Origin of the sequence: Mesorhizobium sp. dw_380, from assembly GCF_018588885.1 — a bacterium.
Classification (GTDB): domain Bacteria; phylum Pseudomonadota; class Alphaproteobacteria; order Rhizobiales; family Rhizobiaceae; genus Mesorhizobium.
The window spans coordinates 1-26745 of sequence record NZ_JAFFIW010000058.1 but is presented as its reverse complement, the minus strand read 5'-3'; the positions used below and the strand labels follow the sequence as shown (position 1 = coordinate 26745).

Genomic DNA, 26745 nt, shown 5'->3' with positions numbered 1-26745 from the left:
AAAAAGGAACTTCAACCCTCGCGGCAAGGGCCACAAGGGGGCGAAAACTTCGGCATCGGCCTGGCGATCAGGGCAAAGACGCTCGAGAAATCCCGGCGCGATCGTGCTGCATCTGGCTGCGGGCTTGACCTAGAGCAGTTCACCGTTTCACGGAAACGGCGAACTGCTCTAACTCTTTGTTTTGACGCAATTCCGGGCGGAAAACCGTTCACACCTTTTCCTGGAATTGCTCTAGCGCGCCTTGGCCGTTGCCAGGGCCCGCGAAAAGGCGGTCGCAAAACTCTCGCGGTCATCAGGATTGAGGAAGCCGCCGATCGCAACGTTCTGGCCTTGCCCCTCAACCGTCATCCCTGTGATGCCGATCTCGGCGTGACGGGCGACCGAAAACCGTGCCCAGAACGGGTTGAAGCGATGGGCTTCCGATTTTCCCGAAGGCGCGGTCTTGCGAATGTCGAGGCTGGTGCGTGAGACCGATACTTCCTCGCGGGCGCGGGCGGCCCGATAGTTGGCGCGAAAGGCGATGTAGACAGCAAGCACGTCGAGGCCGAAGAAGCCGAACACCGGCCAAGCGCCGCGTGACAGGAAAAACGCGCCTGTCACGAGCCAGCCGAACAGCAGCGCCCCCATCAGGATGAAGAAGCCTGTCCTGCCCAGGGACCGGTGCGGGGTCAGCAGCGCCTGGAAGAATGGCTCGTCGGCCTGGAATGAGGCGTTTGTGTCGCTCATGACCGGATATTATAGGAAGGGAATGGCACCCCCCAAGTCCAAAGAGTCTTCCATGCCCAAAAAACAGCTGCCGGCCGGACGGCGTGACGGCCCGAATGCCAAGCCGCGCCCGCGGCCGGTGCGGCGCTCTTCACGCTACAGCCCGGCCGAAGTGCACGAGATCTTTCGGCGCTTTTCGGTCCAGCGACCGGAGCCGAAGGGCGAACTCGAACATATCAATGCCTTCACGCTGCTGGTGGCAGTGGTGCTTTCGGCGCAAGCGACGGATGCCGGCGTCAACAAGGCTACGCGGGCTTTGTTCAAAGTTGCCGACACGCCGCAGAAGATGCTGGCGCTGGGTGAGGCCGAGGTAGGAAAGTACATCCGCACCATCGGGCTGTGGCGCAACAAGGCCAAGAACGTCATCGCGCTGTCGCAGGCGCTGATCCGCGATCATGGCGGTGAAGTGCCTGATGACCGCGACGAACTGGTCAAGCTGCCCGGAGTCGGGCGCAAGACCGCCAATGTCGTGCTCAACATGGCCTTTGGCCAGCATACGATGGCCGTCGACACCCATATTTTCCGTATCGGCAACCGGCTTGGCCTGGCGCCCGGCAAGACGCCGGAAGAGGTCGAGCAGGCACTGTTGAAGATCGTTCCGGACGAATATATGCGCCATGCCCATCACTGGCTGATCCTGCATGGCCGCTACGTCTGCAAGGCGCGCAAACCGGATTGCCCGGCCTGCGTCATCGCCGATATCTGCAAGGCGCAGGAGAAGACCACCAGCATTCCGGCGCCGTTGGTGCCGATCGCTCCTCTTGAGACTGTGGTCGCCGATCAGTAGCCGTAACCGCGCGCCATCGCAGCCGCGAAGACCGGGATCAGCAGAAGACGAAGGCTTCGGCGCGAATATAGGTCTTCACCGAGGCCAGCTCGCTCGCCGGCACGGCAAAGGAGGGGGTGGAACTCGCTTGCCGGTTCCAGGAAATGAAACGCACGGTCGGGATGATCGACAGCAGGCCGACGACCACGAACGACGCAATCTTGGCCCAGAACACCCAGTTGTAGACGTAGAATTCCCAACCCTTGAGGCCATAGAAGACGCGGCCGATGCCGATGATGATGATCAGCGTAGCGATGATGCCATAGTGGCGGTCGATGCCGGCAAGCCGCTTGAGCGTGGCGGCGGGCAGGTCGCCGCGGATCAGCACGAATTCGGCGCCGATGATTCCTGCCAGGGAAAACACCAGCAGATGATGGAAAATGGCAAGCACAAGGTCGGTCGTGTCCAATGCTCGTCCCTCCGGGTTTGATGGCCGCGTCTGAAAAAGATCGCGTCGCCATGTCCTGAATCAGCCTGCCGGGAAAATAACACCGTCGGACGGAATTCCCATAACGGGCATGTGCGCGTCACTTCCTTGGATGATGGGCACGCGACGCGCTGGCTCTTGCACCGTGGGGGCGATTTGCTAAGCGCGAACAACAGCAGCGAGGCAGGTCCCATGAACAATCCACACGGCGTTCCGGTCATCGAGACGGAGCGAACCATTCTGAGGGCGCACCGGCTGGATGATTTCGACGCCTATGCCATGATGTGGGCCGACCCGACCGTTACCCGCTTTATCGGTGGCAAGCCGCGCACACGCGAGGAGAGCTGGATGCGCTTCCTGCGTCACGCCGGCCTGTGGTCGCTGCTCGGCTACGGTTTTTGGGCGATCGAGGAGAAAGCAACCGGCCGTTTCATCGGCGAGGCCGGGTTCCACGATCTGAAGCGCGACATGGAACCGTCGATCGAAGGCATTCCCGAAGCGGGGTGGGCGCTGGCGCCGGCCGTGCATGGGGCAGGCCTCGCCACCGAAATCGTCGGCCGTGTGCTGGCCTGGGGCGACGAGATATTCGGGCGCGCGAAGACCGTCTGCATCATCGATCCGGAAAACACGGCTTCGCTGAACGTCGCCAGGAAGTGCGGCTACAAGGAGGTGACGCGGACCCTCTATCACGATGCTCCGACAATTCTGCTGGGGCGGCGGCGCTGAGCGGCGTCATCGACTGGACATATCTGCTCTGCTAAGAATCGATCATCAAGCGAGGGGATGATCGATGCATGCATTCAAGACAACCGTGATGAAATTCTTTTGGGCGGGGCTTGTGCTCATGCTGGCGATGCGGCTTGCGGCAGCCGACGCAACGGTGCCGACCGCCGACATCAAGGGCGCTGCCGACAATCAACTGGCCAAGCGCTACGAAGGCTCCTTCATTGTCTCCTACCAAAAGCTTGCCTTCACCGATTTCAGCGTACCGCTGTCGCCCTTGAAGCCAAGTGCCGATCCGAACGCCCGCGACACGATGAACAATCGGGTTTTCGCGCCAGACAAGAAAGCCGAGGTGGAGGGTGCCCTGACCCGTATTGCCTATGTGTTGCCGGCCGAGCGCTCGCCGCTCGAGGTGTTGCGTAACTATCAGGATGTGATCAAGGCAGCCGGCGGCGAGGTCCTGTTCGAATGCAAGAAGGAGGAGTGCGGCGGCGCCTCTGACCGTTCGTCGAGCGGCGGCGGCGGCGACATGAGCCTGACGATGTATTCCTTCCATGAGAGCGATCTCAAGGACGCGGCTTTTTCCAACGGCGCTTGCGCATTGGCTTCAGGCATCAACGACCAACGCTATTTCTCAGCCAAGGTGCCGCAGGACGGCGGCGATGCCTATGTCACCGTGCAGACCTATTCCCTGACCAACGATCTCTACTGCAAGGCGCTCAATGGCCGCACCATTGCCGTCGTCCAGGTGCTGGAGCCCAAGGCGCGCGACAAGAAGATGGTGGTTGTCAAGGCGGCAAAAATGGCGGATTCGCTCTCCGCCACCGGCAGCATTTCGCTTTATGGCATCTTCTTCGACACCGACAAGGCCGACATCAAGCCGGAGTCCGGGCCGACACTGAAGGAGATTTCGACACTGCTGGCCAATGACCCAAAGATGGCGGTGATTGTCGTCGGCCATACCGACAATCAAGGCGCCTTCGACTACAATCTCGACCTGTCGTCGCGGCGCGCGCAAGCGGTCAAGGCGGCGCTCGTAGCGAAATACGGCATCGATGGTGCGCGGCTGACAGCGGCCGGAGCCGGCATGATGGCGCCCGTCGCAAGCAACGACGACGAGACCGGGCGAGCCAAGAACCGTCGCGTGGTTCTGGTCAAGCTGAACTGAGCGCTTTAGCTGGCCTTGCGGCGCAGCTTCCGAGCTAGATCGGCGTTTTCTATTGCAGGCATGATGCCCGGGCCAAGCAGGACCGTCGAGGCGTCGAGGATCATCGTGTCGGCTGCCGCCCAGTTCCGAATAGCGCTATCGAGATAGCTGAAGTCCCGGAAATTCTGAAACAGTCAAATCAGCCCGGCGACGCAATTCCGGACGGAAACCGCCTCACACTTTTCCGGAATTGTTCCGTGCTTGGTCGACCGCCGCAGGCCCGGGAAGCTTCAGGGTCTTAACCAGCGTCGACAGATCCGGTTCATCGATGAGCATGGCCGCGTCGGCCGGCGCGAGCCAGGCCCGCTGCCGCCGCTTGGCTTCCTGCCAGTTGGCCAATTCCTCGGTCACCTCAAGCAAGTAGACGATGACGTCGACGCGGACAAAGCGGTTGGTCAGCCGTTTCCAATAGGAATAAGTGCCCGCTGGCTCACTCAGCGCCTTGCCAAGAACGCCGGCCTCCTCCTGCGCCTCGATGGCCGCCGCCTTGCGCCCGCTCTTGCCCTTCATCGGCCAGCCCTTGGGGACGATGAAGCGCTTTGTCGTTCTCGACGTGACCAGCATCACCTCGATATCGCCGTCGGCCGTCAACCGAAAGGGGATCGCCGCCACCTGGCGGATCCTTTCGCCTTTCTTGGCCTTGCGCACGGCCTTTTTCTTGGTGGCTGCCATTCGTTAAAATCCAGTCGGTGCAGCGCCCCATAGCGTGATACGGCGCCCTTGCAAGACCCAAACTGCCGAAGGGGCACCTGAAGGCCCCTAGCATGTAAGTCGGCTAAATAAAAGGGTGGTCCGCCTGTCAGCGACAGGTGCTCACAGGGGTATTGCCGATTACCAGTGTCTGACAGCTCGGCCTGACCTGCGGCACGACCGGCGGCGGCTGCTGGACGATCACACGGTCCTGCGCACGATACTGCTGTTGCTGCTGCTGAAATTGCTGCCGCTGAACCCGGTTCTGCAACGCCTGCAGATCGTTCTGCTGGATCAGCGCGTTGCGGTTGGCAGCGGGATCGACGACCTGCGCGGAAACGGGCACACCTGCCAGCAGGGCTACGGCCAACGTGGCCGATGCAAATATGATCAATGATCGAAGCGCAGACATCGCTCGTTCCTGCGAAAAAATTCTACTCCCGGTATATAGGGCGTTTACGCGGCGATGCCATGGTCGCCTTCAATTTCGACGGTACCGCAGACACCTACTATCCCGCAGCCCCGGCTCTGGAGATCGGCACCGACATTGCGCTCAGCGACGTCGCCAGTCTGCGCGTCTACGGAAAGGCCGGGGTGGAGTTTTCGAATAAGGAGTGGGAGATCGAAGGCCGCTTTGCGGCGGCGGAGAATCTGCCCGGCAATCCAGCATTGCACTTGACGGAGGCGGTCGATTCGCCGCTCTATCGAGTCGGCGCCGGCCTTGAGTTGAATGGCGTCAATGGCGCCGGCATGTCCGTCAGGTATAACGGCGCCTTCGGGGAAACGGTCAAACAGAATGCAGTCAGCGCGTCTTTCAAGGTCAGCTTCCAGGCTGGCTCGAGGCGGAGCCGGGCGGGAGAGTCTTGATGAGGAAATACGCGTATTTCGCAGCAGTGCTGGGTGCGGCCTGCATTGTCGGTCTGCCGGCCCTGGCCGCGCAGACGAAGGCCGACAAGGCGGTCGCGGCACCGGTGCCGGCTGCTGATGCGCCGCAACTGCCCGGTGGTGCATCGGCCTTGTCCGAAACCCATGGCGACTGGACGGTCAATTGTCAGATATCGGGCACAAACAAGGTCTGCAGCCTGTCGCACCAGCAGTTCAACAAGCAAAACAACCAGCGATTGCTGGCGATCGAGCTGTCGAGCAAGACCGGCGACGATGCGACCGGAACCCTTGCCCTGCCGTTTGGGCTGGCGCTCGCCAAAGGCGTCACCCTGACCATCGACGACCAGAAGCTCGATGGCAGCCTGCAGTTCAACACCTGTCAGGTCGTCGGCTGCCTGGTGCCAGTGGCGTTCGACGCGAATGTCACGCCGCTACTCAAGTCAGGCACGACGCTCAAGATTGATGCGTTCGCGGCGGATACGGGGCAGGCCGTGAGCTTTTCCATTCCGCTCAACGGCTTCGGCGGCGCGCTGGCCCGCACGGCGGAGCTCTTGTCCAACTGACGGCTTTAGGACGAAAACCCAGGCTGGATAGCTGTCTCACAACATAAATCCTCTGTATAGGATCGGAAACATCAGGCATCGCGCACTTCCAATATCGACGCGCGGAGGGCTCAGGCCTTACCCAGGAAGTTTTGCAGCAACGACGACCGTCTTGGCGATCGACGCCGGCTCCACCAGAAGGTCGTTCAGCCGTTCGAGCCCTGGCGCTCCGACTTCGAAGTGGGCCTGCCTGCTGGCCTCGTCCGGGAATACGTCGAACACGACGTAACTGGTGGGCCCGACCCTTACTGCGAACCATGCGGTCGTGCCCGCCTCGCCCTCGATTATCGACTGGGCGTGCTTGAACCGGGCTTCCAGTTCTTCTGCTCTGCCCTCTTTCACTTCTAAACGCACAAGAAATCCGAGCTTCACCATCGACAGTCCTTTCTTGACCTATGGGTACAAAATTGCGCAGCCTGAATCATTGCTCAAGCTCGTGGGCTAAATAAGTAGCAGCAGTGCTCTTATGGCTTTTTGAATTCGCGCGGCGTCGTCGGCTGCCCGCGCGCTAACGCTCATCCCCATAATGGAGATGAGAAGCAAACTCGCGATCTCGCCTGCATCGAGGTTTTTAGACAGTTCTCCACTTTGCTGCCCTTCTTCGACAACTACCAGGAGAGCATGCTCCATTCGCTCGAAAACGCTTCGCGCGATCGCCGCAGCCGGATCATCCTCGGCGCCGAGCTCCGTAGCGGTATTGACCGCCATGCAGCCGCGGCGCCGCTTTTCCGCATCGTCTATCGACGCAATTCGCTCAAGGGCGGCCTGCAACCTGACTTTCACCGGTCCAGGGCCGGCGAGCACAGATTTTAAGCCAACAATCCGAGCGTCGCCGTAGTGCCGAAGCGATTGTTCGAATAGCGCATGCTTGCTTGAGAAGACGTTGTACAAACTGCCTTTTCCGACGCCAAGTTCCGCCACCAATTCGTTCGGCGTCGTGGCGCGGTAGCCCTTTCGCCAAAACAACAAAGAGGCGCTTGCCACGGCATCTTGCGGATCAAATTCCTTGTGTCTTCCCATGACAAACTAAAACACGATTCTGTACCTTAGAGTCAAGAAAATGTTTTCGAAGAAGGGATCGCCGCTCATTATGGCGGCCGACACTGGCCCAACCCATTTCGTGATCCCGCTCAAGTCCAGACAACTCAAGCCAATCACAGCGGACGGAGCCACTCAACCCATTCCACGAAAATCCAGAGTTTCGAGCCAGGCTCTTAGTGCGCTCGCAGGCAACCGAACGCTGGTGATAGCCTGTCTACCGCCGGCGCTCCTTAAACGACTATCGTTTTCAGCCGCTCGGCGATGAGAGCGGCGAGCCGCACCGCCACCTCGTCCTTGGTCATCTCGGGCCATTCCTCGACGCCGGCCTTCGACACGATCCGCACCTGGTTGCGATCACCGCCCATGACGCCTGAAGGGCCGATGCCGCTCTCGTGCGACACATCGTTGGCGACGATGAAATCGGCGCCTTTCTTTCCGAGCTTGGCTTCGGCGTTGCGCAAGAGATCCTGCGTCTCGGCGGCGAAACCCACCACCAGGCCGGGGCGCTGCTTGTGATGGCCGACGCTGGCAAGGATGTCGGGGTTCTCGACCATGCGCAGCACCGGCGGTCCTTCGCCCGCCACCTTCTTGATTTTTTCACCGGCCGAGTTCTCGCTGCGCCAGTCGGCGACGGCGGCGACGAACACCGCCGCGTCGGCGGGCAGAAGCTGTTCGACCGCATCGCGCATCTCCTGCGCACGCTCGACATGGACGGTCTTCACGCCGGCCGGGTCGGCGATGCTCACAGGACCGGAGACGAGGCGTACATCGGCGCCAAGATTTGCCAATGCCGCGGCGATGGCGTGGCCCTGCTTGCCGGATGACCGGTTGGCGATGTAGCGCACCGGGTCGATCGGCTCATGTGTCGGACCGGAGGTGACAATGATCTTGCGCCCGGCCAGCGGCTTGGGGCCGACATCGAGCAGCGCCTCGATCGCGGCGACGATCTCCAGTGGTTCGGCCATGCGGCCTTCGCCGGCCTCATTGCTTTCGGCCATCTCGCCTTTGGCCGGCCCGACGAAGGCAATGCCATCCTTGCCCAATGTCGCGCGATTGCGGCGTGTGGCAGGATGTGTCCACATCCTGGGATTCATGGCCGGCGCCATCAGCACCCGCTTGTCGGTGGCGATGAGCACTGTCGAGGCAAGATCGTTGGCATGGCCGTTGGCAAACTTGGCCATCAGGTCGGCGGTCGCGGGCGCCACCACCAAAAGGTCGGCCTCACGCGATAGCCTGATGTGGCCGACATCGTGCTCGTCATTGCGGTCGAACAATTCGGTGAAGACGTGGTCAGCGGAAAGCGCGCCGACAGAAAGTGTGGTGACGAATTCCTGCGCCGCCGATGTCATGACGACCCGCACCGCGGCACCGCGCTCGCGCAGCCGGCGGATCAGGTCCAGCGCCTTGTAGGCGGCGATGCCGCCACCGACGATGAGCAGGATGCGCTTGCCGGAGAGCGCGCCGCGCGGCAAGACCTTGCCCGCCGGGGAGGCAGCCGCAGTTGCCGCGCCGTGGGCGCTGGTCAGTTCGCGGAGGGTATTTTCGATCTGATCGATACGGCCGGGCTCGAGCTGACTGTGGACCGCGGCCCGGATCATCACCCGCGCCTGCTCCTCCATCGAACGGCTATTTTCCGCCGCCAGCCGGCGCAGCAGCTCCTTGATCTCACCGTCAAGGTTGCGGATCGTGATGCTTGCCATCTGATTGCACTCTGCCCCACGTTGTCCGATTGCAATGATAGCAATGCAATCAAGTCCCCGCAAGTTATGGGACCAAGACCCGATAGTTGGGGCTAAAGAATCTTCCAGGCGATATAGACCAGGGTCAGCGCGATCACCCACAGCGCCACGCGGCCGGAGCGGCTGTAGCGCGCCTCGGCCTTGCCGATGGCGTGGGCGGTTGTCTCGTCGAAGCGCAGCCCATGCTCGGCCATCAGGTCGATCTCGCGCGACAGCCGCTCTGTGCGCACCGCAAGCTCAGGCACCTGGCGAAGCAGCGCCAGCATCGCCTTGCCGCTGTCGCGCGCATCGGCCAGCATGCCACGCGGGCCGAGGTTGCCCGCTATCCAGCCGCTGACCACCGGTTCGGCCGTCTTCCACATGTTGAAGCCCGGATCGAGCGTACGCGCGACGCCTTCGACCACCACCATGGTCTTCTGCAGCAGGATCAGTTCAGGCCTTGTCGCCATGTCGAACAGTTCGGTCACCTCGAACAGCAGCGTCAGAAGCTTGGCCATCGAAATGGTCTCGGCCGGCTGGCCATGGATCGGCTCGCCGATGGCGCGGATCGCTTGCGCGAAGGCGGAGACATTGTGCTGGCGCGGAACGTAGCCCGCCTCGAAATGGACTTCGGCAACGCGCAGATAGTCGCGCATGATGAAGCCGTAGAGAATTTCGGCGAGGAAGCGGCGCTCCTTCTTGCCGAGCCGGCCGGCGATGCCGAGATCGACGGCGACGATGGTGCCGTTTGCCTCGACGAACAAATTTCCCGGATGCATGTCGGCGTGGAAGAAGCCGTCGCGCAGTGTATGGCGCAGGAACGACTGGATGAGGTTGGCGGCGATCGTCTTGAGGTCGTGGCCGGCCGCTTCAAGGCCTGCGATGTTGTTCATCTTGACGCCGTCGACCCACTCCATGGTCAGCACGTCGCGGCCGGTGCGCTCCCAGTCGACGGATGGCACGCGAAAACCGGGATCATTCCTGGTGCTTTCGCCAAGTTCCGAGAGTGCCGCCGCCTCGAGGCGCAGGTCCATCTCGATCCTGGTGGTCTGGGCCAGAGTCTCGGTCACCTGGACAGGCCGGAGCCGGCGCGATGAGGGGATGTATTTTTCCTGCAGGCGGGCGGCGAGGAAATAGCTTTCGAGGTCATGGAAGAAGCGGCGGCGCACGCCGGGCCGGATCACCTTGACCGCGACCCTGGTGGCGGCGCCGTCATGGATGGTTTCGGCGGCATGGACCTGGGCGATGGAGGCGGCGGCGACCGGATCGCCGAATTGCACGTAGAGATCGCCGACCTTGCGCCCGAGCGAGGCTTCGATGGCCGCGATCGCGTCGGCCTTCGGAAAGGTGTGCATGTTGTCCTGAAGCATGGCGAGATCGAGCGCCATGTCGTTGCCGACGACGTCGGGCCGTGTCGCCAGGAACTGGCCAAGCTTGACATAGGACGGGCCGAGCCGGACCACCGCCTTGGCCAGCCGGTCGCTGCGCTGATAGGCCAGCGCGCGGCGGCGGGTGAACAGCCTCGCCAGCCGCCAGCCGAATTTCGGCAAGCCGGACAACTCCTCGCCCGGCAAGGCGGCGACAACGCCCTCGCGCACCAGCACCCAGCCGGCCCGCATGAGCCGAAATCCTGCACTGAGCGTACTCATGACTGCGCCCGTTCCGCCGGTTTATCGAACCAGCGCAGGCCGCATCGAGAGTGGGAAAAGCGGTCGAGCCTCAAAGCTTCCAGCCCGAATGCAGTGCCGCGATGCCGCCGGAATAGTTGCGGAAGGAAACGCGGTCGAAGCCCGCGCGGGTGATCATGGAAGCAAAGTTTGCCTGGTTGGGAAATTTCGCGATCGATTCGACCAGATAGGAATAGGGCTCGCCGTCGCCGGTGACCATCTTGCCGATCTTGGGAATGGCGTTGAACGCCCAGGCTTCGTACGCCTTGTCGAGCAGCGGCATCTCGACCTCGGAAAATTCCAGGCACAGGAACCGGCCGCCAGGCTTCAGCACGCGGAAAGCTTCGCCGAGAGCGACAGCGATGCGCGGCACGTTGCGAATGCCGAAAGCGATCGTGTAGGCGTCGAATGTGGCGTCGGCGAAGGGCAGCTCCTCGGCATTGGCTTCAACGAAATCGGTGTTGCCGGACAGGCCCTTTTTCTGCGCCCTGTCGCGGCCGACGGCGAGCATCGAGCCGTTTATGTCGAGCACGGTGGCGTGAGCATGGCCGTGGCTGGCGTCGACGATGCGGAACGCGATGTCGCCGGTGCCGCCGGCCACATCCAGGACCTTCCATCCCGCACGCTTGGGAGGGTTGAGCCAGGTGACCATGGCATCCTTCCACAGCCGGTGCAGGCCGCCCGACATCAGGTCGTTCATCAGGTCGTAGCGATTGGCGACCTTGTGGAAAACATCGTTGACCAGGGACTGCTTCTCGCCTTCCCCTACACGCTTGAAACCATAGGAGGTTTCCATGCCGCCCGCGGCCGTGGTTCTCTCAACTGACATTTTTTTGATCCGCCATAAAACCGGCGGGACCATAGCCGATCGATGGTGCGGGCGCTATTGTTTAAGGCGCGGTGTTCAGCCGCGCTTCCAGGTGGTGGGTTTTCAAGACCTGGACTGACCGACGGGATGTTTGAATGCCTTTGAAAGCGGAACTGCACTGCCACATTGAAGGGGCAGCGGCGCCAGAACTCGTCATCCGCCAGGCGCAGAAATACGGCAAGGACACTTCCCCCTATATCCAGAACGGTTCCTTCATCTGGCACGATTTCAGCTCCTTTCTCGCGGCTTATGACTTCTCCTCCGACTTGTTCCGGACCGAGGAGGATTATGCGCGGCTGGCCGACCACTATCTGACCAGCCTTGCCCGTGACGGAGCAATCTATTCCGAGGTCTTCACCTCGCCGGACCATGCGACAAAAGCCGGGCTGTCGCCCAAGGCCTATACCGACGCGCTCGGCGAAGGCATGCTCCGGGCCAAGGCCAAGACCGGTATCGAGGGCCGCATGATCGTCACCGGCGTGCGTCATGCCGGCGTCGAATCAATCGAGCAGGCGGCGCGTTTTGCGGCACGCTGCGGGCATCCGCTGGTCACCGGCTTCGGGGTCGCGGGCGACGAGCGGATCGGAGACATGGAAGACTATGTCAGGGCTTTCGAGATCGCCCGCGAGGCCGGGCTCGGCATCACCGTCCATGCCGGCGAGCTGACGGGTTGGCAGACCGTCAAGGCGGCACTTGACCACATCCGCCCCTCCCGCATCGGCCACGGCGTGCGCGCGATCGAGAATCCGGACCTTGTCCGGCGCATCGCCGACGAGGGCGTCGTGCTGGAATGCTGCCCCGGTTCCAACATCGCGCTCAAGGTGTTCGACAGTTTTGCCGACCATCCGTTTCCGGCGCTCAAGGCGGCCGGCTGCAAGGTGACGCTCAACTCCGACGACCCGCCCTATTTCTGGACCTCGCTGAAGCGCGAATACGATATCGCCGCCGAGCATTTTGCGATGAACGAGAAGGCGTTGGCAAACGTCACCCGTACGGCCATCGAGGCTGCTTTCGTCGACAGGAAGACAAAGACCGCACTTCTTGCCCGGCTGAACGGGGCGGCACGCTGATTTCCGCGAAATCTGTGGTCCGGTGGAGCCAAGCGGTTCCTTGGCCGGCGCATAGTCGCTAGGGTCTCTCGACTGCCTGAAGCGCGTGCGCGCATCGGGCGACACGCATCAGGAGAACATCATGAAGGGCGTCACCGTCGTCGATCATCCGCTTGTCCAGCACAAGCTGACCATCATGCGCAAGAAGGAGACCTCCACGGCGGGTTTCCGGCGGCTGCTGCGCGAGATATCGCTGCTGCTCGGCTACGAGGTCACCCGGAATCTTGAACTGACGACGACGACGATCGAAACGCCGATGGAGACCATGGAAGCGCCGACGCTGGAGGGCAAGAAGCTGGTCTTCGCCTCGGTACTGCGCGCCGGCAACGGCTTGCTGGAAGGCCTGCTCGACTTGGTGCCGGCAGCCCGCGTCGCCCATGTCGGCCTCTACCGCGATCACGAAACGCTGGAAGCGGTCGAATATTTCTTCAAGGCGCCGAGCGATCTCGCCGACCGGCTGGTGATCGTTGTCGACCCGATGCTGGCGACAGCCAATTCGGCGATCGCGGCGATCGACAAATTGAAAGAGCGCGGCGCCACCAACATCCGCTTCCTGTGCCTGCTGGCGGCGCCCGAAGGCATCGAGCGCTTCACCAAGGCGCACCCGGACGTTCCGGTCTTCACGGCCTCCATCGACCGCCAGCTCAACGAGAAGGGCTACATCATGCCGGGGCTCGGTGATGCCGGCGACCGTATGTACGGGACGAAGTAGTACCAGGCAAAGTTGCCTGGTACGATTTACCAGGCGTTTACGCAAAGACATGGTTTCGGCGTGCGTTAAAGCGGCAAACACGATCGGGTGCTAAAGGATCACCTGTAACCAAGGCATGATCCATGCTGCGCAAGCTTCTCATCCTCAGCGTTTTTGCCGGTGCATCGGCATCGATTCCGGTTGTCTACCAGTCGAATCCGCAGGTCTTCGAAAATTTGCTGAAAACGGCGGTGGCGGCCAGGCCCGGCGCCGTGGTCCAGCCTCAGCCAAACGTCAACCTGGCATCCGTTCCCGCCAAGCCGGCGACACCGCTGCCGACCGGCCGCAAGGTCGTCGTCAATGCGGACGCACGAGGACACTTCTCGTCGATCTTCAAGCTCAATGGCCGTCAGGTCGATGGCATGATCGACACCGGCGCCACGCTGGTCGCGGTCAATACGTCAACGGCGCGCAGGATCGGGCTGTCGCTCAACCCGTCCGACTTCAGCCACGAAGTCAACACAGCCAACGGCTCGATCAAAGCGGCCGTGGTGATGATCGACCGCCTGCAGATCGGCAGCATCAGCATCGACGACGTGCAAGCCATCGTGCTCGACGACAAGGCGCTGGGCACCAATTTGATCGGCATGAGCTTCCTCAATCGGCTCGACAAATTTCAGGCCGAAAACGGCACGCTGCTGCTCGCCCAATAAGCAAGGCCGGTCCGTTCAGCCGCGCGGCAGGATCCGCCGGATGACGGTTTTATCCGCCGGCGGCTTCGAGGCTCCGATGGCATAGGCCGAAAGCACCGCGGCGGCGGCCGCCTCTGCATCGGAGGGTGAGCGGGCGTGGATTAGCGCCAGAGCATCTCCAGCGCGTACTTCCGCGCCTATCGGCAGCAGCCTGGTGATGCCGACGGCGGGGTCGATCTTGTCGTCAGGCCGGGTGCGCCCGCCGCCCAGGCCAACGACCGCGAGGCCAATGTCGCGGGTGGCGATGCCGGAGACGAAACCGTTCGTCGTCGCCTTGACCGCGAATTCGGTTGCCGCCCCGGCCAGATATTTTTCCGGTTTCTCGATGAAATCGGCGGGGCCGCCGAGCACGGTCACCATGCGCGCGAAGGTGGCGGCGGCGCGGCCGCTGGCAAGAGCCTCGGTGGCGCGCCGCATGCCATCCTGGTTGGACGAGACCAGTCCCGCCGACTGCAGCATTTCGGCGGCCAGCGCCAGCGTCACATCCTCCAGCCGCCGGTCACGCAGACGGCCGGTCAGGAAATCGACGGCGTTGCGCACCTCGACGGCATTGCCCGCGGCCGAGGCCAGCGGCTCGTTCATGCCGGTGATCAAGGCCGAGACCTTCAATCCGGCACCGCTGGCGACCTCAACGAGGCTGCTGGCGAGTGCGGTCGCGTCGCGCGACTTCTCCATGAAGGCGCCGTTGCCGACCTTGACGTCCAGCACCAGCGAGCCCAGGCCGGCGGCCAGTTTCTTCGAGAGGATCGAGGCGGTGATCAGCGGCACCGATTCCACCGTTCCGGTGACGTCACGGATCGCATAGAGCCGGCGGTCGGCCGGGGCGAGATCGGCGGTCTGGCCGATGATGGCGCAACCCGTTTCGAGCACCGCCTGGCGAAACAGCGCGATGTCGGGCTGGCTGGCATAGCCGGGGATCGCATCCATCTTGTCCAGCGTGCCGCCGGTATGGCCGAGGCCGCGGCCGGAGATCATCGGCACATAGGCGCCGCAGGCGGCGACGATTGGCGCCAGCATCAGCGAGACATTGTCGCCGACGCCGCCTGTGGAATGCTTGTCAGTGACGGGGCCGGGCAGATCCGACCAGTCGAGCACGTCGCCGGAATCGCGCATGGCCAGCGTCATTGCCACGGCCTCGTCGCGGCTCATGCCGTTGAAGAACACCGCCATGGCAAAGGCTGCGACCTGGCCATCGGTGACGGCACCCGAGGTCACGCCGTCGATGAACGCAGCGATTTGACCAGCCGACAGCTTCTGGCCGTCTCGCTTGTGGCGGATGATTTCCTGAGGAAGCATCAGCTCTCCAACAGCCCGTCGCGGAACAGGCGCTGCAGGACCGTTGCCAGCCGCGAGCCGCCAACCGGCGCCATGTCCTTGGTCTCCTGGTGCGAAAGCTCGGCTCCGGTCATGCCGGCCGCCAGATTGGTGACGACCGAGCAGGCGGCGACGCGCAGGCCAAGGAAGCGGGCGAGAATGACTTCGGGAACGGTCGACATGCCGACGGCATTGGCGCCCATGATGCGCGCCATGCGGATTTCGGCCGGCGTTTCGAAACACGGGCCGGAAAACCACATATAGACGCCTTTATGCAGCTTGGTGCCGGTCGCCTTCGCCGCGCGTTCGATCGCCTTGCGGATGCCGGCATCATAGGCTTCGGTCAGGCCGACGAAGCGGCGGTCGCTCGGCTCGCCGATCAGCGGATTGGTGCCGGAAAAGTTGATGTGGTCCGTGATCAGCATGACCGAGCCCGGCGGCATGTCGGGATCGACCGAGCCGGCGGCGTTGGTGAGGATCAGTTTCGTGATGCCGATGCCGGCGAGCACTTCCAGTACCGGCCGCATCGCCGCCGCGTCGCCATGTTCATAATAATGGGCGCGGCCGGACAGCATCAGCACCGGAGTACCGGCAAACAGTCCAGCCACCACTTCGCCGGCATGGCCGCTGACGCCGCTCCTGGGAAAACCCGGCAGGTTGGCATAGGAGACGCGGATCGGGTGCTCGATCCGGTCGACCAGGCCGCCAAGGCCCGAACCCAGCACCAGTGCTGTCGACGGCGCCAGGCCGTCCAGCCTTTCGATGAGATGGTCCACCGCCTTCTCGGTCATCGCTGCTGCCTGCTCTTCATTTCAGCCAATTCTTCATTTGAGGATGTCGCCGCGGAAGCCGTAGGGCAGCATGTCGCCCATGGTCACGGTCTCGACCACGCCCGTATTGTCGCAGAGGTAGAGTTTGGTTTCCGGGCGGCAAAACTCGGCCAGGCGCTGACGGCAGCCGCCGCAAGGCGAGCATTTGGCCATGCGTTCGGCAAGGACGGCTATTTCGACGATCTTGCCGCCGCCAGCCATGATGTAGTGGCCCAGCGCGGTGGTCTCGGCGCACCAGCCTTCGGGATAGGAGGCGACCTCGATGTTGGCGCCGGTGAAGACGCGTCCGTCCTCGGTGCGCAAGGCGGCGCCCACCGGAAATTTCGAGTAGGGCGCATAGGCCTTGGCCATCGCGGCCTTCGCTGCCTCGAACAGATCATGCGACATCCTGGTTGTTCTCTCCGATGATCGTGTCCAAATCCGGCGCTTGCCTCGCACCGAGCAGCCGAGCTCTCAGCGTTCCTTGACATAGGGCACGCCGCCGGCGCGCGGCGGGATTGCCTTGCCGATGAAGCCGGCTAGCAGGATGACGGTGAGGATATAGGGCAGCGCCTGCATGAACTGCACCGGCACCTTGCCGATGAGCGGCAGCGGCGAGCCTTGCAGGCGGATTGCCGCCGCGTCGAGAAAGCCGAACAGAAGGCAGGCGAACATGGCGTTGACCGGCTTCCATTTGGCAAAGATCAGTGCTGCCAGCGCAATGTAGCCCTTGCCGGCGGTCATGTCCTTCACGAAGCCGCCATTCTGCACCATCGACAGATAGGCACCGGCGACGCCGGTGAGGATGCCGGTGCAGATCAGCGCCCGGTAACGCAGCCAGGCGACCGAAATGCCGGCGGTGTCGACGGCGGCCGGGTTTTCGCCGACGGCGCGCAGCCTGAGGCCGAAACGGGTGCGAAACAGCACCCACCAGGTGAACGGCACCATCAGGAAAGCGAGATAGACCAGGATCGAGTGGCCGGAGATCAATTCCGCATAGATCGGCCCGATGATCGGCACGTCCCTGACCGCCTCGGCGCCGGGCCAGACAATCGCGTCGAACCGCTCGCCCGGCTGCAGCGCCGGCGTGCGTCCGCCTTGCTGGAACCAGGCCTGGCCGAGGATGATGGTCGAGCCGGCGGCGATGAAGTTGATCGCGACGCCCGAAACGATCTGGTTGCCGCGATGGGTGATGGAGGCAAAGCCGTGCACCATCGCGAACGCAACCGAGATCAGGATGGCCATGCCGAGACCGAGAAGGGCCGAATGGAAGACGGAAGCCGCGGCGGCGCCCGCGAAAGCGCCGACCAGCATCTTGCCCTCGAGCCCAATGTCGAAGATGCCGGCGCGCTCTGAATAAAGGCCGGCCAGGCAGGCCAGCAGCAGCGGCACCGACAGGCGGATGGTCGAGTCGAGTATCTGTACGATGGCGATAAAGACATCCATCTCAGGCGCCCTTTCCCTTGACCGCTTCCATGCCGACCGACCTCGGACTGAACGAGGCGAAAAGCGCCTGGATGTAAGGCCTGAACATGTGTTCGAGCGCACCGGCGAACAGGATCACCAACCCTTGGATGATGACGATCATGTCGCGGCTGATCGCCGGCATTTCGAAGGCCAGTTCGGCGCCGCCCTGATAGAGCATGCCGAACAGGATCGCCGCCAGCACGATGCCGACCGGGTGCAGGCGCCCCATCAGCGCCACGGCGATGCCGACGAAGCCGGCGCCGGAAACGAAGTCGATAGCGACATTGTGCTGGTCGCCCATAACCGGGTTGAGCGCCATCATCCCGGCAAGCGCACCCGAAATCATCATGGCGGTGATGATGATGCGGGTTTCCGAGATGCCGGCATAGCGCGCCGCTTTCGGACTGTGGCCATAGGTGCGCATCTCGTAGCCGAGCTTGGTGCGCCAGATCAGCAGCCAGACCAGGAAGGCCATGGCCAGCGCCAGCAGGAAGGTGACGTTGAGCGGCGCCGAGCGGATCTTGGCGCCGAACAGCTCGATGATCCAGTTGAGCTTCGGCAATTCCGCGCCCGCCAGAAAGTTGCGCGTCTGCGGTGCCTGCGAGGCCGCCGGCTTCAGGGGGCCGACCAGCAGGTAGACCATGATCGAGGCGGCGATGAAGTTGAACATGATGGTGGTGATGACGATGTGCGAGCCACGCCTGGCCTGCAAATAGGCGGGGATCAGCGCCCACAAAGCGCCCACAAGCGCCGAAGCGACGATGGCCAGCGGAAATGTCAGCCACCAGGGCAGCACGCTGTCGAAGGAAAGGCAGACGATGGCAATGCCGAGGCCGGCGATGTAGGCCTGCCCCTCGGTGCCGATGTTGAACAGGCCGCAATGCGCCGCCACCGCCACCGAAAGCCCGGTGAATATGAAGGTGGTGGCATAGAAGAGGGTAAAGGCGATACCTGTTCCCTTGCCGAAGGCGCCCTCGACCAGGATGACGGCGGCGCGGAAGGGATTTTCGCCGACCAGCAGCACGACGAAGCCGGCGACGATGAAGGCCACCGACAGATTGATCAGCGGGATCAGTCCATAGTCGGCCCAGGCCGGCAATTTGGCGTAAGGCGTGCTCATTCCGCCGCCTCCTGGCGCTCGACGCCAGCCATCAGCAGGCCGAGCTCACCTTCGGTCGCCTCCGGGCCGCGCTCGCCGACGATGCGGCCGGCAAACATCACCAGGATGCGGTCGGAGAGCGAGCGGATCTCGTCGAGCTCGACCGACACCACCAGCACGGCCTTGCCCTGATCTCGCATGGCGATCAGCCGCTTGTGGATGAATTCGATGGCGCCGACATCGACGCCGCGCGTCGGCTGGCCGACGATCAGCACACCGGGGTCCTGTTCCATCTCGCGCGCGAGCACGATCTTCTGCTGGTTGCCGCCGGAAAAATTGGCGGTCTTCAGCCGCGGATTGCCGGGACGGATATCGTATTTCTCGATCTTGTCCTTGGCGTCGGCCATGATGGCGTCGACGTTGAGGAACGGCCCTTTCAGATAGCGTGGGTCGTCATGGTAGCCGAGGATGGAATTCTCGTTTTCCTCGAAGGCCAGCACCAGCCCGACATGATGGCGGTCTTCCGGCACGTGGGCGAGCCCGCGGTCGCGCAATTCGCCTGGATCGGCTTTGCCGGTGAGATCGATCGGCTTGCCGTCCAGCATGACCGAACCGGAAACGGCGTGCCTGATGCCGGAAATCGCCTCGAGCAGCTCGGATTGCCCGTTGCCGGCGACACCGGCAATGCCGACGATCTCGCCGGCGCGCAAATCGAAGGAGATGTCGTCGACCATGGTGACGCCACGGGAATCCTTGACCGTCAGGTTCTTGACCGCGAGCTTGACGGCGCCGGCTTCCGCCTCGCCCTTCTCGACCCTGAGCAGCACACGCCGCCCGACCATCAATTCGGCGAGTTCCCCGACGGTGGTTTTCCTGGTTTCCCTGGTCGCCACCATCGTGCCCTGGCGCATCACCGATACGGTGTCGGTGATGGCCATGATCTCGCGCAGCTTGTGGGTGATCAGCACCACCGTCTTTCCCTGTTCCTTCAACTGCTTGAGGATGCGGAACAGGTGGTCGGCCTCGGCTGGTGTGAGCACGCCGGTCGGCTCGTCAAGGATCAGGATTTCGGCACCGCGATAGAGCGCCTTGAGGATTTCGACGCGCTGCTGCAGCCCGACCGGCAGTTCCTCGATGATGGCGTCAGGATCGACCTCGAGCCCGTATTCACGCTCCAGCCGCTCCAGCTCGGAGCGCGCCTTGGCGATGCTCTTCTTCAAGAGCGCATCGGTTTCGGCGCCGAGGATGACGTTCTCGAGCACCGAGAAATTGTCGACCAGCATGAAATGCTGGTGCACCATGCCGATACCGAGCGCGATCGCGTCGTTGGGCGTCTTGATCGATGCCGGCTTGCCGGCGACGCGGATCTCGCCGCTGTCGGCCTGGTAGAAGCCGTAAAGGATCGACATCAGCGTCGACTTGCCGGCGCCGTTCTCGCCAACGATGCCGTGGATGGTGCCGCGCGCGATCTCCAGATTGATGTCGCGGTTGGCGCGCACGGCGCCAAAACTCTTGTTGATGCCGATCAGTTCGATTGCGGCTTGCGCCATGCAGCCTGTCCCACTCTTATTTTTTATCGCTTGGTCAAAATGCCTAGCATGACGCTCCGCCCATGCCAATCAGCCGGAGCAGCGCCCACTCTCGACAAATCCCTGCGCGCTTGTCAATTTCGAACGTGGCCGACGCTGTCACATTCGCTAATATGGCGACGTCGAAACTCGCATCACGATGCAAGGCATTGCGGTGCAGGATCAGGGATTGCGAATGACCATGCCAGACGACCGGCTGACGACGCTGGAAATCCGCGCCGCCGAGCAGGAGAAGACCATCGAGGAACTGTCAGGCCAGATCGCCGAGCAATGGACGGTGATCGAGCGCATACAGCGCAAGCTCGATGCCCTGACCGAACGCTTCCTGGCACTGGAGGAGCAGGCCGCCCCCGATGTGCCCGTGACCAAGCCGCCGCACTGGTGAGGAAAGGGGAGGGCGCGCAAGGCATGGCCAGCGAGAGCGACCGCATCGCAAGGGCCGGCGACTATGTGCTCGGCCTGATGAACGACAAGGACCGCGAACGGGCAGAACGTGATCTCGAGATCGATCCTGCTTTCCGCGATGCGGTGGTGCGGCTTGCCGAGCGCATGCATGTCTTTGACCGCGCTGAACCTTCCGGCGGCGACAATCGCTGGCGGCTGATCTCGCAACGCATCGCCGAACTGCCGCAGATGCGCCCGCCTGACCATGATGGGGCGAAACCTTCGGCGGTGATCCGCAAGCTGGAGCGCCGGCCTTACGGCGTCGGTGTGCATTCGCTTGGCGGCCGGCGCGGTGCGGTCATCGCCATTGTGCTGATCGCGGTCTTTGCCCTCGGCTATCTCGTGGGGGTTTGGTCGATGGGCGGTGCGCTTCTGCCCTGACCTCCAGGACAATCTCACAGGGCGCTGGCGCTGTCCCATGCGACTGGCCTGCCCGACCTCCGGCCCTCAAAAACAAAACCGCCGGACTTGCGCCCGGCGGTTCGAAACCTAGTGCTTACCGATCAATACGGGCAGGCGTTGTCGGCGGTATAGTCGTGCACCTCGATCTTGCCGGAGATGATGTCGGCCTTGGCCTTTTCGACGGCGGCTTTCATCTCAGGGGTTACCAGCGCCTTGTTGTTGTCGTCCATGGCATAGTCGACGCCGCCTTCCTTGAGGCCGAGATTTTGCAGGCCGCCCTTGAAGGTGCCGTTCTTGCCGTCCATGAAGGCGGTGTAGACGGCAACGTCGACGCGCTTCATCATCGAGGTCAGCACCTTGCCGGGCTGCAGGCCATTCTGGTTGGAATCGACGCCGATGCCGAGCTTGCCGGCATCAGCCGCCGCCTGCAGCACGCCGACGCCGGTGCCGCCGGCGGCCGCGTAGACCACGTCGGAGCCCTGGTCGATCTGCGTCTTGGCGATTTCACCGCCCTTGGCCGGGTCGTTCCAGGCAGCCGGCGTGTCACCGGTCATGTTCTGGATGACGTCGGTGGCACCGGCCGACTTGGCGCCGCCGACATAGCCGCATTCGAACTTGCGGATCAGCGGGATGTCCATGCCGCCGACGAAGCTGACCTTCTTCGACTTCGATGCCATCGCCGCCATGATGCCGACGAGGTAGGAACCTTCGTTCTCCTTGAATACCAGCGAGCGCACATTGGGCAGGTCGACGGCATCGTCGATGATGGCGAAGTTGAGGTCAGGATATTCGGCCGCGATCTTCTTCAGCGCATCCTCCCAGGCGAAGCCGGCCATGACGATCGGGTTGTGGCCATCCTCGGCGAAGCGGCGCAGCGCCTGCTCGCGTTGCGAGGCGTTGGACACCTCGAACTCGACATAAGGGACACCGGTCTCGGTCTTGAACTTCTCGGCGCCGTGGAAGGCTGCTTCGTTGAAGGATTTGTCGAACTTGCCGCCCAGATCATAGAGGATGGCCGGCTGCACATCCGCGGCGAAAGCCGGAAGAACCATTGCGGTTGCGGCCAGGAGGCCGAGAACGATACGTTTCATGTGATCCACACCCTGTCGGTTATTTTTTCCGTTACGCACCGCCTGCCTGCCCGGTTCACCGGCAGCCAAGCGACGTCAGCCAGGAGTGTATTCCCCTCCCGCTCATGGGCAATCTGGCACGGCCCGAAACAAAATTCACGCGGAATTTTGACCTTTTGGAAAAGCGTGCCACGGGCAAGCCGCGCCGCAGTCCGATCCTTGCGCGGAAGCCCTCAGGAGGTGACGGCCGGCATGGCGCAGGCAATGCCCGTGCCTTTGAGGTTGCAATAGCCGTAGGGGTTCTTCGCCAGATATTGCTGGTGATCGGCCTCGGCGAAATAGAAGGCGCGCCCCGGCGCGATCTCGGTGGTGATCCTGCCGTGGCCGGCGGCCCGCAGCGAAGTCCCATAGATATCACGCGAGGCGCTCGCCGCCTGGTGTTGCGCGTCGCCTGATGTATAGATCGCGGAGCGGTAGGTGGTGCCGATATCGTTGCCCTGGCGCATGCCTTGCGTCGGATCGTGGCCTTCCCAGAACAGCTGCAGAAGCTCGGCATAGGAGACGATCCTGGGGTCGAAGACGACCAGCACCACCTCGGCATGGCCGGTGAGGCCGGTGCGGGTTTCCTGATAGGTCGGGTTGGGCGTGATGCCGCCGGCATAGCCGACGGCCGTGATCCAGACGCCTTCGATCTGCCAGAACAGGCGCTCGGCGCCCCAGAAACAGCCGAGCCCGAACATCGCCGTCTCGAGCCCGTCGGGGTGGGGGCCCTTGAGCGGCCGTTTCGAAACGAAGTGCCTGGGCGCGGTCGGGATCGCGCGGGCGCGGCCCGGCAACGCCTCGGACGGCTTCGGCAGGTTGAGCTTCTTGTTCAGCATGTCGCTGAGAAAGAACATGCGCGGTCTTTCCTCCCTGGCAGGATGCAAGAAGTGGATCAGTTGGCGGCGAATTGCCCTTTGCGCCGCTGCCGCCTGTAGCCGATGGCGTAAAGCAGGAGGGCCAGCACCGCGAAGACGGCAAAACCCGGCTGATTGAGCACCCAGGCGATGGCGCCATCCCACAGCATCGGACCGGCCTTGGCGCGGACGAAGGTTTCGAAGGCCGCCCGCGTGTCCGGCGAGACCGCCAGCCAGCTTGCATTGAGCGGGGTCAGCACAAGGGCCGAAGCCGCTATCGTGCGCGTCGTGTCGAGCACCGCCATGATGACGGAAACCGACAGCGCGACCATGGCGGCAAGACGAAAAACGAAGCGAAACATCAAGCTCTCCCCCGGCCGATCCTAGACGCTTTCCAGGCTCCTCCGGCACGTCTCCCGAAACGAGAAATAGAGTGCGCGTGGCTTGCCCGCAACCGCGATACGCGAATTTGAAGGCTCGCGCTTTCTCTCGCTATGTCACCGGCCTACGCCTGCGCCGGTGGACGAGCCAGACGGCGACAATGCCGCCGATAATGGCGCCGACCACCAAACCGGCCAGGCCGATGAAGGCGGCGAAATAGCCGCAGCCACCCTCGAAGCAGCTTATCTCGGCGACATCGGCGATCACCGAACCGGCAAGGAAGCCGCCCACCGCACCGACGGCGGCGCCAAGGATGATACCGAGCAAGGCGGCGGCAATCGAGACGAAGACCGGCGGCGCTTCGCTTTCCGGTTTGGCATAGACGGTCTCGGCGCCGGAGCCACGGCGCAGCAGGTAGATGCAAAGCAGGCCGATGCCGATCTCGATGGCGGTGATGCTCAGGCTCCTGGCGGAGAAGACGAAATCCGGCACCGCAAGCACATAGGCCTGCCTTGCCAGCAGCCAGACGATGGTGGCGATCTGCCAGATGGTGAAATGGCGGGGGAAACGCGCTGAGCGGCCGAAGGCGAGGCCGAGCAGGTACAGCCCCCACAGGATGGTGATGACATTGGCGACGAGCCCGCCGAAGAGGAAATAGAAGATCTTGTCCGGCAGGCCTGAATTTCCGACCAGCCACCAGGCCGACGCCAGGCCATAGACCGACCACGCCATGACGAAGATGAGCCAGCCCACCGGGACATAAGACAGGTCGCTGGCCGGGCGCCCGGCTGGCGGCTGCGCCGAGCCCGGCATTCCACCGTCCGGTTTTTCACTGCCTGATGTCATGTCCGGACAATGCCCCCCGCAAAGCCTCGACTTACTCGACAGGTGGCCGGCAGCGAAGTCAAGCACGGCCGGCCTCGCTGCCTTGCCTGTGCACATCATTCGGGGCGCCGGTGCCCTGAAAACGGGTGCGACGGCGGCGTCGCGAAACGCTGTACGGCCGGCAAAGCGAATAGACTGCCGTTATGGCTTGGCATTCGGCGCGGGATCGACTAGATGAGCCCCGCGCCTGTTGCTTTGACGGCTCAGGTGCGGGGGAGGATATTCGCTGGTTGGGCGGTGTCCAGGGTGCGGAAATTCCGCATCAGCCCCAAAGGAGATGCATCTCCCCAACCCGCGCGGCGAAACCGGCCGGCGCGAAGGCAAGGACGGAGAGGTGGCCGAGTGGTTGAAGGCGCACGCCTGGAAAGTGTGTTTACGGGAAACCGTAACGCGGGTTCGAATCCCGCTCTCTCCGCCATATCATCAAAAAAATCAACAACTTATAGTGAATTTCAGAACTTACCCGCCAAAGAGCCCATCATGCAGGATGCTATTGATTTAGGCAGCTTGCGACGGCATGAGACATCCGGCCGGGGCGCCATTCCCATCATAAGACGATATCTTGGACCCATCGAGATCACAATTCTGGCAAAGGCGATGAGCGACTACTAGGCTGGGGTGAATCTGGCCTTTCTGTGTAGCGCTGTTCTGTAAATCCTTTGCGGCCGCCTCGATCGACACCGCGCGCGCGTCTTCGATGAATTGCTTAATCGCCTCTTCGCTCATGCGGGTACCATGCCTTGCGACATGTTATGCTGCCGCACTTTCCGAAGGGGGACACGATGCTGATGCGCGAATGCTGGTTGTTGATTGGGGTCGCAATTGGAGTTGCTGTGACTTTGGCGATCACAAGCCAAACTTGGCTGATCGCAAGCCTTGAATACAATCTGACCTGGGACCGGGGCCGAGATTGGGTTGGAGCTTTGTCCGGCTGGGCAGCATTCGTCGCAGCAGCGGCAAGCTTGCCCTATTTGATAGGACAGTGGCGCGAGGCCAAAAAGCAAACGAGATTCGTGATCGGCGACGAAGATCCAACCCTCGACGTCATCGAACATTTGAGAGACAAAAACACGCTTGTTATCAGAATAGTGAACTGGAATAGGCGGGCGATCTTCGTGAAGGACATTGCGGTCGCGTCCAAAACCAAACCCTCGAACATGACGGACCAGGCTGTCGTTTGGGACGCCAAGAACGAAGATGGTGATGTCGACGCGAAACTCCCCGTTCAGATCAAGGGCTGGGAAGATCGAGCGGCAAGGCCCGGCTTTGCGAGCCTCGATATCCTCCTGATTAGACAAGCAGCCGGTAGCGAGGAGAACTGGACGGCAGACAGCGTAGTGCCTTTCCCGCAGGATGCGAGCATAGTCGCGACCATTCAGCTGCTGGGCAACGTGCACCGCCTGCTTGAGCTCACCGCAAACGCGTTTCCTGCAAAAACGCCTTGATGCAGGCTCCAGCGCCCGGAGCGCGTTGTCGGATGCGCATGCCGATGTCATCAGTCGTCAAAACCAAGGTCAACGACGTCTTCAGCAAGGAACCAGTCTTGTGCCAGTTCCCTTTTCGGTCGAATTGGACGAGATAGGAGGTCGCCCACGATCGCGCCAAGCGCCAGCCCGCTGCTGGTGGACGGAACTACATTTCGACCCTTTCTGTCTGGCGCCTTCAGCCGAATTGCGCCTGCTCTTCAAAGATGTGCGAGCCGGGGTTCGCGGTGGTGCAAACTCGACCGACGCGCATATCTGGGGGTTCGAGTCGGAAGACCGCTACATCGCAACACCCACTATCGACGAGGCGTTCTTTTGCTATCGACGGAGCGCGGCTTAAATAGTCGAAATTCCATTTTGAGGAAGAGTCTGGCCGATGTCCTCCGAAGGCAGAGGGTCACGACTGCCTTTGCGGCTGACTACCCTCCTGCTGGTGTTTCTAGGAGCAGTCCATTCCTGCTGCGCATGGCAGGGTACCTTGTTCGAACCGCGTTTGCGAGCTGTCCGTCATGTTCCCCCCATTCCTCAGCCAAACGGCGTTTGCGTATCTACGTCGGCCCGTAACGCCCGATTCAGCATTCCAGCACTTCCGACCCACTATTGGTAACGGTACAGGGTTGCTCAGGTTAATAAAAGAAAGATTTGCCGTGAAACGCGACAGGCGCATGGAATTTGCCGCGTAGCCAGTAAGATGAATTCGGTTGTACGAGTGTACAACGAATTCTCTTCAGTATTTCTTGGGGCGAACGATAATGCAACATTATCGTTCGTTTTGTCGCGCCGACAGGCTGTGCGCTTTGGCGCGAAAATCATGGCGCAAAGCGCACGGCCGATTTACCCTCCAAAACCATGATTCGCCTCGATCCCGTCACCGCCAGCTCCTCTGCGCCCCCCTCTGTTCCGGGCTGGGCGCTAGGCGCCGGCGCCCCCAGCG

The 26745-nt window shown here is 62.4% G+C and carries 30 protein-coding genes and 1 tRNA gene; 12 read left to right on the top strand and 19 right to left on the bottom strand.

Going from position 1 to position 26745, the window contains the following annotated elements:
* Nucleotides 1–231 precede the first annotated feature (231 nt).
* Complete coding sequence (locus JT360_RS30800) at nt 232–726, bottom strand: DUF2244 domain-containing protein (RefSeq protein WP_214476848.1); 495 nt, start codon at nt 724–726, stop codon at nt 232–234.
* 22 nt (nt 727–748) lie between these two features.
* On the opposite strand from JT360_RS30800, the gene nth reads away from it, so the two are divergent.
* On the top strand, nt 749–1552 hold the full coding sequence (gene nth, locus JT360_RS30795; protein ID WP_214476847.1) for an endonuclease III: 804 nt from the start codon (nt 749–751) through the stop codon (nt 1550–1552).
* Nucleotides 1553–1589: 37 nt separating this feature from the next.
* Here nth and JT360_RS30790 read toward each other — a convergent pair whose 3' ends face one another.
* The gene (locus JT360_RS30790; protein WP_250889190.1) at nt 1590–2000 is read right to left on the bottom strand and encodes a DUF2214 family protein; all 411 of its coding nucleotides are present in this window, start codon (nt 1998–2000) and stop codon (nt 1590–1592) included.
* A 210-nt stretch (nt 2001–2210) separates the two neighbouring features.
* Here JT360_RS30790 and JT360_RS30785 point away from each other — a divergent pair, with 210 nt between their 5' ends.
* Both JT360_RS30785 and JT360_RS30780 read left to right on the top strand, forming a co-directional pair.
* The gene (locus JT360_RS30785) at nt 2211–2744 is read left to right on the top strand and encodes a GNAT family N-acetyltransferase (protein ID WP_214476845.1); all 534 of its coding nucleotides are present in this window, start codon (nt 2211–2213) and stop codon (nt 2742–2744) included.
* Between the two features lie 64 nt (nt 2745–2808).
* A complete protein-coding gene (locus JT360_RS30780; RefSeq protein WP_250889189.1) occupies nt 2809–3909 on the top strand; it encodes an OmpA family protein in 1101 nt (366 codons plus the stop codon).
* A gap of 213 nt (nt 3910–4122) precedes the next feature.
* On the opposite strand, the gene JT360_RS30775 is transcribed toward JT360_RS30780, so the two are convergent.
* Entirely contained in the window at nt 4123–4620 is a 498-nt protein-coding gene (locus JT360_RS30775; RefSeq protein WP_214476843.1) for an NUDIX hydrolase, read from the bottom strand.
* Nucleotides 4621–4747: 127 nt separating this feature from the next.
* Nucleotides 4748–5050 carry a hypothetical protein gene (locus JT360_RS30770; RefSeq protein WP_214476842.1) on the bottom strand — a complete coding sequence of 101 codons (303 nt, stop codon included), beginning with the start codon at nt 5048–5050 and terminating at the stop codon, nt 4748–4750.
* Between JT360_RS30770 and JT360_RS30765 the strand changes: the two genes are divergently transcribed.
* Entirely contained in the window at nt 5032–5505 is a 474-nt protein-coding gene (locus JT360_RS30765) for a hypothetical protein (RefSeq protein WP_250889188.1), read from the top strand. The genes JT360_RS30770 and JT360_RS30765 overlap by 19 nt on opposite strands.
* A 26-nt stretch (nt 5506–5531) precedes the next feature.
* On the top strand, nt 5532–6086 hold the full coding sequence (locus tag JT360_RS30760; protein ID WP_352128813.1) for an invasion associated locus B family protein: 555 nt from the start codon (nt 5532–5534) through the stop codon (nt 6084–6086).
* Between the two features lie 117 nt (nt 6087–6203).
* Here the strand turns inward: JT360_RS30760 and JT360_RS30755 are convergent, their stop codons facing one another.
* The 5 genes from JT360_RS30755 to ubiE all read right to left on the bottom strand — a co-directional run bounded on the left by JT360_RS30755 (nt 6204) and on the right by ubiE (nt 11380).
* Complete coding sequence (locus JT360_RS30755) at nt 6204–6500, bottom strand: putative quinol monooxygenase (RefSeq protein ID WP_214476839.1); 297 nt, start codon at nt 6498–6500, stop codon at nt 6204–6206.
* A 66-nt stretch (nt 6501–6566) separates the two neighbouring features.
* Nucleotides 6567–7145, bottom strand: a complete 579-nt coding sequence (locus tag JT360_RS30750; protein WP_214476837.1) for a TetR/AcrR family transcriptional regulator — start codon at nt 7143–7145, stop codon at nt 6567–6569.
* Between the two features lie 251 nt (nt 7146–7396).
* A complete protein-coding gene (gene coaBC, locus JT360_RS30745) occupies nt 7397–8866 on the bottom strand; it encodes a bifunctional phosphopantothenoylcysteine decarboxylase/phosphopantothenate--cysteine ligase CoaBC (RefSeq protein ID WP_214476835.1) in 1470 nt (489 codons plus the stop codon).
* A 92-nt stretch (nt 8867–8958) separates the two neighbouring features.
* A complete protein-coding gene (ubiB, locus tag JT360_RS30740) occupies nt 8959–10533 on the bottom strand; it encodes a 2-polyprenylphenol 6-hydroxylase (protein WP_214476833.1) in 1575 nt (524 codons plus the stop codon).
* Nucleotides 10534–10603: 70 nt separating this feature from the next.
* Nucleotides 10604–11380, bottom strand: a complete 777-nt coding sequence (gene ubiE / locus JT360_RS30735) for a bifunctional demethylmenaquinone methyltransferase/2-methoxy-6-polyprenyl-1,4-benzoquinol methylase UbiE (protein ID WP_214476831.1) — start codon at nt 11378–11380, stop codon at nt 10604–10606.
* Between the two features lie 134 nt (nt 11381–11514).
* On the opposite strand from ubiE, the gene JT360_RS30730 reads away from it, so the two are divergent.
* From JT360_RS30730 to JT360_RS30720, 3 genes are all read left to right on the top strand, one after another.
* Nucleotides 11515–12489: an adenosine deaminase gene (locus JT360_RS30730; RefSeq protein ID WP_214476828.1), complete on the top strand. Its 975-nt coding sequence runs from the start codon at nt 11515–11517 to the stop codon at nt 12487–12489.
* A gap of 121 nt (nt 12490–12610) precedes the next feature.
* Nucleotides 12611–13240, top strand: a complete 630-nt coding sequence (upp, locus tag JT360_RS30725; protein WP_015315749.1) for a uracil phosphoribosyltransferase — start codon at nt 12611–12613, stop codon at nt 13238–13240.
* A gap of 122 nt (nt 13241–13362) precedes the next feature.
* Nucleotides 13363–13932 (top strand): TIGR02281 family clan AA aspartic protease, encoded by a 570-nt coding sequence (locus JT360_RS30720; RefSeq protein ID WP_214476826.1) that lies wholly within the window; start codon nt 13363–13365, stop codon nt 13930–13932.
* 15 nt (nt 13933–13947) lie between these two features.
* Here JT360_RS30720 and deoA read toward each other — a convergent pair whose 3' ends face one another.
* From deoA to JT360_RS30690, 6 genes are all read right to left on the bottom strand, one after another.
* Complete coding sequence (deoA, locus tag JT360_RS30715; RefSeq protein ID WP_214476824.1) at nt 13948–15267, bottom strand: thymidine phosphorylase; 1320 nt, start codon at nt 15265–15267, stop codon at nt 13948–13950.
* Entirely contained in the window at nt 15267–16076 is an 810-nt protein-coding gene (locus tag JT360_RS30710; RefSeq protein WP_214476822.1) for a purine-nucleoside phosphorylase, read from the bottom strand. Before JT360_RS30710 ends, deoA begins: the two co-directional genes overlap by 1 nt.
* Before the next feature lie 33 nt (nt 16077–16109).
* Nucleotides 16110–16502 carry a cytidine deaminase gene (gene cdd, locus JT360_RS30705; RefSeq protein ID WP_214476820.1) on the bottom strand — a complete coding sequence of 131 codons (393 nt, stop codon included), beginning with the start codon at nt 16500–16502 and terminating at the stop codon, nt 16110–16112.
* A gap of 66 nt (nt 16503–16568) precedes the next feature.
* On the bottom strand, nt 16569–17540 hold the full coding sequence (locus JT360_RS30700) for an ABC transporter permease (RefSeq protein ID WP_214476818.1): 972 nt from the start codon (nt 17538–17540) through the stop codon (nt 16569–16571).
* Nucleotide 17541: 1 nt separating this feature from the next.
* Nucleotides 17542–18681 (bottom strand): ABC transporter permease, encoded by a 1140-nt coding sequence (locus tag JT360_RS30695; RefSeq protein ID WP_214476816.1) that lies wholly within the window; start codon nt 18679–18681, stop codon nt 17542–17544.
* A complete protein-coding gene (locus tag JT360_RS30690) occupies nt 18678–20210 on the bottom strand; it encodes an ABC transporter ATP-binding protein (RefSeq protein WP_214476814.1) in 1533 nt (510 codons plus the stop codon). Before JT360_RS30690 ends, JT360_RS30695 begins: the two co-directional genes overlap by 4 nt.
* Nucleotides 20211–20424: 214 nt before the next feature.
* On the opposite strand from JT360_RS30690, the gene JT360_RS30685 reads away from it, so the two are divergent.
* Both JT360_RS30685 and JT360_RS30680 read left to right on the top strand, forming a co-directional pair.
* Nucleotides 20425–20634 (top strand): SlyX family protein, encoded by a 210-nt coding sequence (locus JT360_RS30685; RefSeq protein WP_214476812.1) that lies wholly within the window; start codon nt 20425–20427, stop codon nt 20632–20634.
* A gap of 23 nt (nt 20635–20657) precedes the next feature.
* Nucleotides 20658–21074, top strand: coding sequence for a hypothetical protein (locus JT360_RS30680; protein ID WP_214476810.1), 417 nt, complete (start codon nt 20658–20660; stop codon nt 21072–21074).
* 122 nt (nt 21075–21196) lie between these two features.
* Here JT360_RS30680 and JT360_RS30675 read toward each other — a convergent pair whose 3' ends face one another.
* From JT360_RS30675 to JT360_RS30660, 4 genes are all read right to left on the bottom strand, one after another.
* Entirely contained in the window at nt 21197–22186 is a 990-nt protein-coding gene (locus JT360_RS30675) for a BMP family lipoprotein (RefSeq protein WP_214476807.1), read from the bottom strand.
* Nucleotides 22187–22398: 212 nt separating this feature from the next.
* A complete protein-coding gene (gene msrA / locus JT360_RS30670; RefSeq protein ID WP_214476805.1) occupies nt 22399–23061 on the bottom strand; it encodes a peptide-methionine (S)-S-oxide reductase MsrA in 663 nt (220 codons plus the stop codon).
* 38 nt (nt 23062–23099) lie between these two features.
* Nucleotides 23100–23423, bottom strand: coding sequence for a hypothetical protein (locus tag JT360_RS30665; protein ID WP_214476802.1), 324 nt, complete (start codon nt 23421–23423; stop codon nt 23100–23102).
* A gap of 130 nt (nt 23424–23553) precedes the next feature.
* Nucleotides 23554–24288, bottom strand: coding sequence for a hypothetical protein (locus JT360_RS30660; RefSeq protein ID WP_250889187.1), 735 nt, complete (start codon nt 24286–24288; stop codon nt 23554–23556).
* 367 nt (nt 24289–24655) lie between these two features.
* Between JT360_RS30660 and JT360_RS30655 the strand changes: the two genes are divergently transcribed.
* A tRNA-Ser gene (locus JT360_RS30655) sits at nt 24656–24745 on the top strand.
* 364 nt (nt 24746–25109) lie between these two features.
* Nucleotides 25110–25772, top strand: a complete 663-nt coding sequence (locus tag JT360_RS30650; protein ID WP_214476798.1) for a hypothetical protein — start codon at nt 25110–25112, stop codon at nt 25770–25772.
* The last annotated feature ends 973 nt before the right edge of the window (nt 25773–26745 follow it).

What these genes read in the sequence shown, in the direction of transcription:
- JT360_RS30800 (WP_214476848.1), bottom strand. Translation starts at nt 726, where the DNA reads ATGAGCGACACAAACGCCTCATTCCAGGCCGACGAGCCATTCTTCCAG.
- nth (WP_214476847.1), top strand. Translation starts at nt 749, where the DNA reads ATGGCACCCCCCAAGTCCAAAGAGTCTTCCATGCCCAAAAAACAGCTG.
- JT360_RS30785 (WP_214476845.1), top strand. Translation starts at nt 2,211, where the DNA reads ATGAACAATCCACACGGCGTTCCGGTCATCGAGACGGAGCGAACCATT.
- JT360_RS30780 (WP_250889189.1), top strand. Translation starts at nt 2,809, where the DNA reads ATGCATGCATTCAAGACAACCGTGATGAAATTCTTTTGGGCGGGGCTT.
- JT360_RS30775 (WP_214476843.1), bottom strand. Translation starts at nt 4,620, where the DNA reads ATGGCAGCCACCAAGAAAAAGGCCGTGCGCAAGGCCAAGAAAGGCGAA.
- JT360_RS30765 (WP_250889188.1), top strand. Translation starts at nt 5,032, where the DNA reads ATGATCGAAGCGCAGACATCGCTCGTTCCTGCGAAAAAATTCTACTCC.
- JT360_RS30770 (WP_214476842.1), bottom strand. Translation starts at nt 5,050, where the DNA reads ATGTCTGCGCTTCGATCATTGATCATATTTGCATCGGCCACGTTGGCC.
- JT360_RS30755 (WP_214476839.1), bottom strand. Translation starts at nt 6,500, where the DNA reads ATGGTGAAGCTCGGATTTCTTGTGCGTTTAGAAGTGAAAGAGGGCAGA.
- JT360_RS30750 (WP_214476837.1), bottom strand. Translation starts at nt 7,145, where the DNA reads ATGGGAAGACACAAGGAATTTGATCCGCAAGATGCCGTGGCAAGCGCC.
- coaBC (WP_214476835.1), bottom strand. Translation starts at nt 8,866, where the DNA reads ATGGCAAGCATCACGATCCGCAACCTTGACGGTGAGATCAAGGAGCTG.
- ubiB (WP_214476833.1), bottom strand. Translation starts at nt 10,533, where the DNA reads ATGAGTACGCTCAGTGCAGGATTTCGGCTCATGCGGGCCGGCTGGGTG.
- ubiE (WP_214476831.1), bottom strand. Translation starts at nt 11,380, where the DNA reads ATGTCAGTTGAGAGAACCACGGCCGCGGGCGGCATGGAAACCTCCTAT.
- JT360_RS30730 (WP_214476828.1), top strand. Translation starts at nt 11,515, where the DNA reads ATGCCTTTGAAAGCGGAACTGCACTGCCACATTGAAGGGGCAGCGGCG.
- upp (WP_015315749.1), top strand. Translation starts at nt 12,611, where the DNA reads ATGAAGGGCGTCACCGTCGTCGATCATCCGCTTGTCCAGCACAAGCTG.
- JT360_RS30720 (WP_214476826.1), top strand. Translation starts at nt 13,363, where the DNA reads ATGCTGCGCAAGCTTCTCATCCTCAGCGTTTTTGCCGGTGCATCGGCA.
- deoA (WP_214476824.1), bottom strand. Translation starts at nt 15,267, where the DNA reads ATGCTTCCTCAGGAAATCATCCGCCACAAGCGAGACGGCCAGAAGCTG.
- JT360_RS30710 (WP_214476822.1), bottom strand. Translation starts at nt 16,076, where the DNA reads ATGACCGAGAAGGCGGTGGACCATCTCATCGAAAGGCTGGACGGCCTG.
- cdd (WP_214476820.1), bottom strand. Translation starts at nt 16,502, where the DNA reads ATGTCGCATGATCTGTTCGAGGCAGCGAAGGCCGCGATGGCCAAGGCC.
- JT360_RS30700 (WP_214476818.1), bottom strand. Translation starts at nt 17,540, where the DNA reads ATGGATGTCTTTATCGCCATCGTACAGATACTCGACTCGACCATCCGC.
- JT360_RS30695 (WP_214476816.1), bottom strand. Translation starts at nt 18,681, where the DNA reads ATGAGCACGCCTTACGCCAAATTGCCGGCCTGGGCCGACTATGGACTG.
- JT360_RS30690 (WP_214476814.1), bottom strand. Translation starts at nt 20,210, where the DNA reads ATGGCGCAAGCCGCAATCGAACTGATCGGCATCAACAAGAGTTTTGGC.
- JT360_RS30685 (WP_214476812.1), top strand. Translation starts at nt 20,425, where the DNA reads ATGACCATGCCAGACGACCGGCTGACGACGCTGGAAATCCGCGCCGCC.
- JT360_RS30680 (WP_214476810.1), top strand. Translation starts at nt 20,658, where the DNA reads ATGGCCAGCGAGAGCGACCGCATCGCAAGGGCCGGCGACTATGTGCTC.
- JT360_RS30675 (WP_214476807.1), bottom strand. Translation starts at nt 22,186, where the DNA reads ATGAAACGTATCGTTCTCGGCCTCCTGGCCGCAACCGCAATGGTTCTT.
- msrA (WP_214476805.1), bottom strand. Translation starts at nt 23,061, where the DNA reads ATGTTCTTTCTCAGCGACATGCTGAACAAGAAGCTCAACCTGCCGAAG.
- JT360_RS30665 (WP_214476802.1), bottom strand. Translation starts at nt 23,423, where the DNA reads ATGTTTCGCTTCGTTTTTCGTCTTGCCGCCATGGTCGCGCTGTCGGTT.
- JT360_RS30660 (WP_250889187.1), bottom strand. Translation starts at nt 24,288, where the DNA reads ATGACATCAGGCAGTGAAAAACCGGACGGTGGAATGCCGGGCTCGGCG.
- JT360_RS30650 (WP_214476798.1), top strand. Translation starts at nt 25,110, where the DNA reads ATGCTGATGCGCGAATGCTGGTTGTTGATTGGGGTCGCAATTGGAGTT.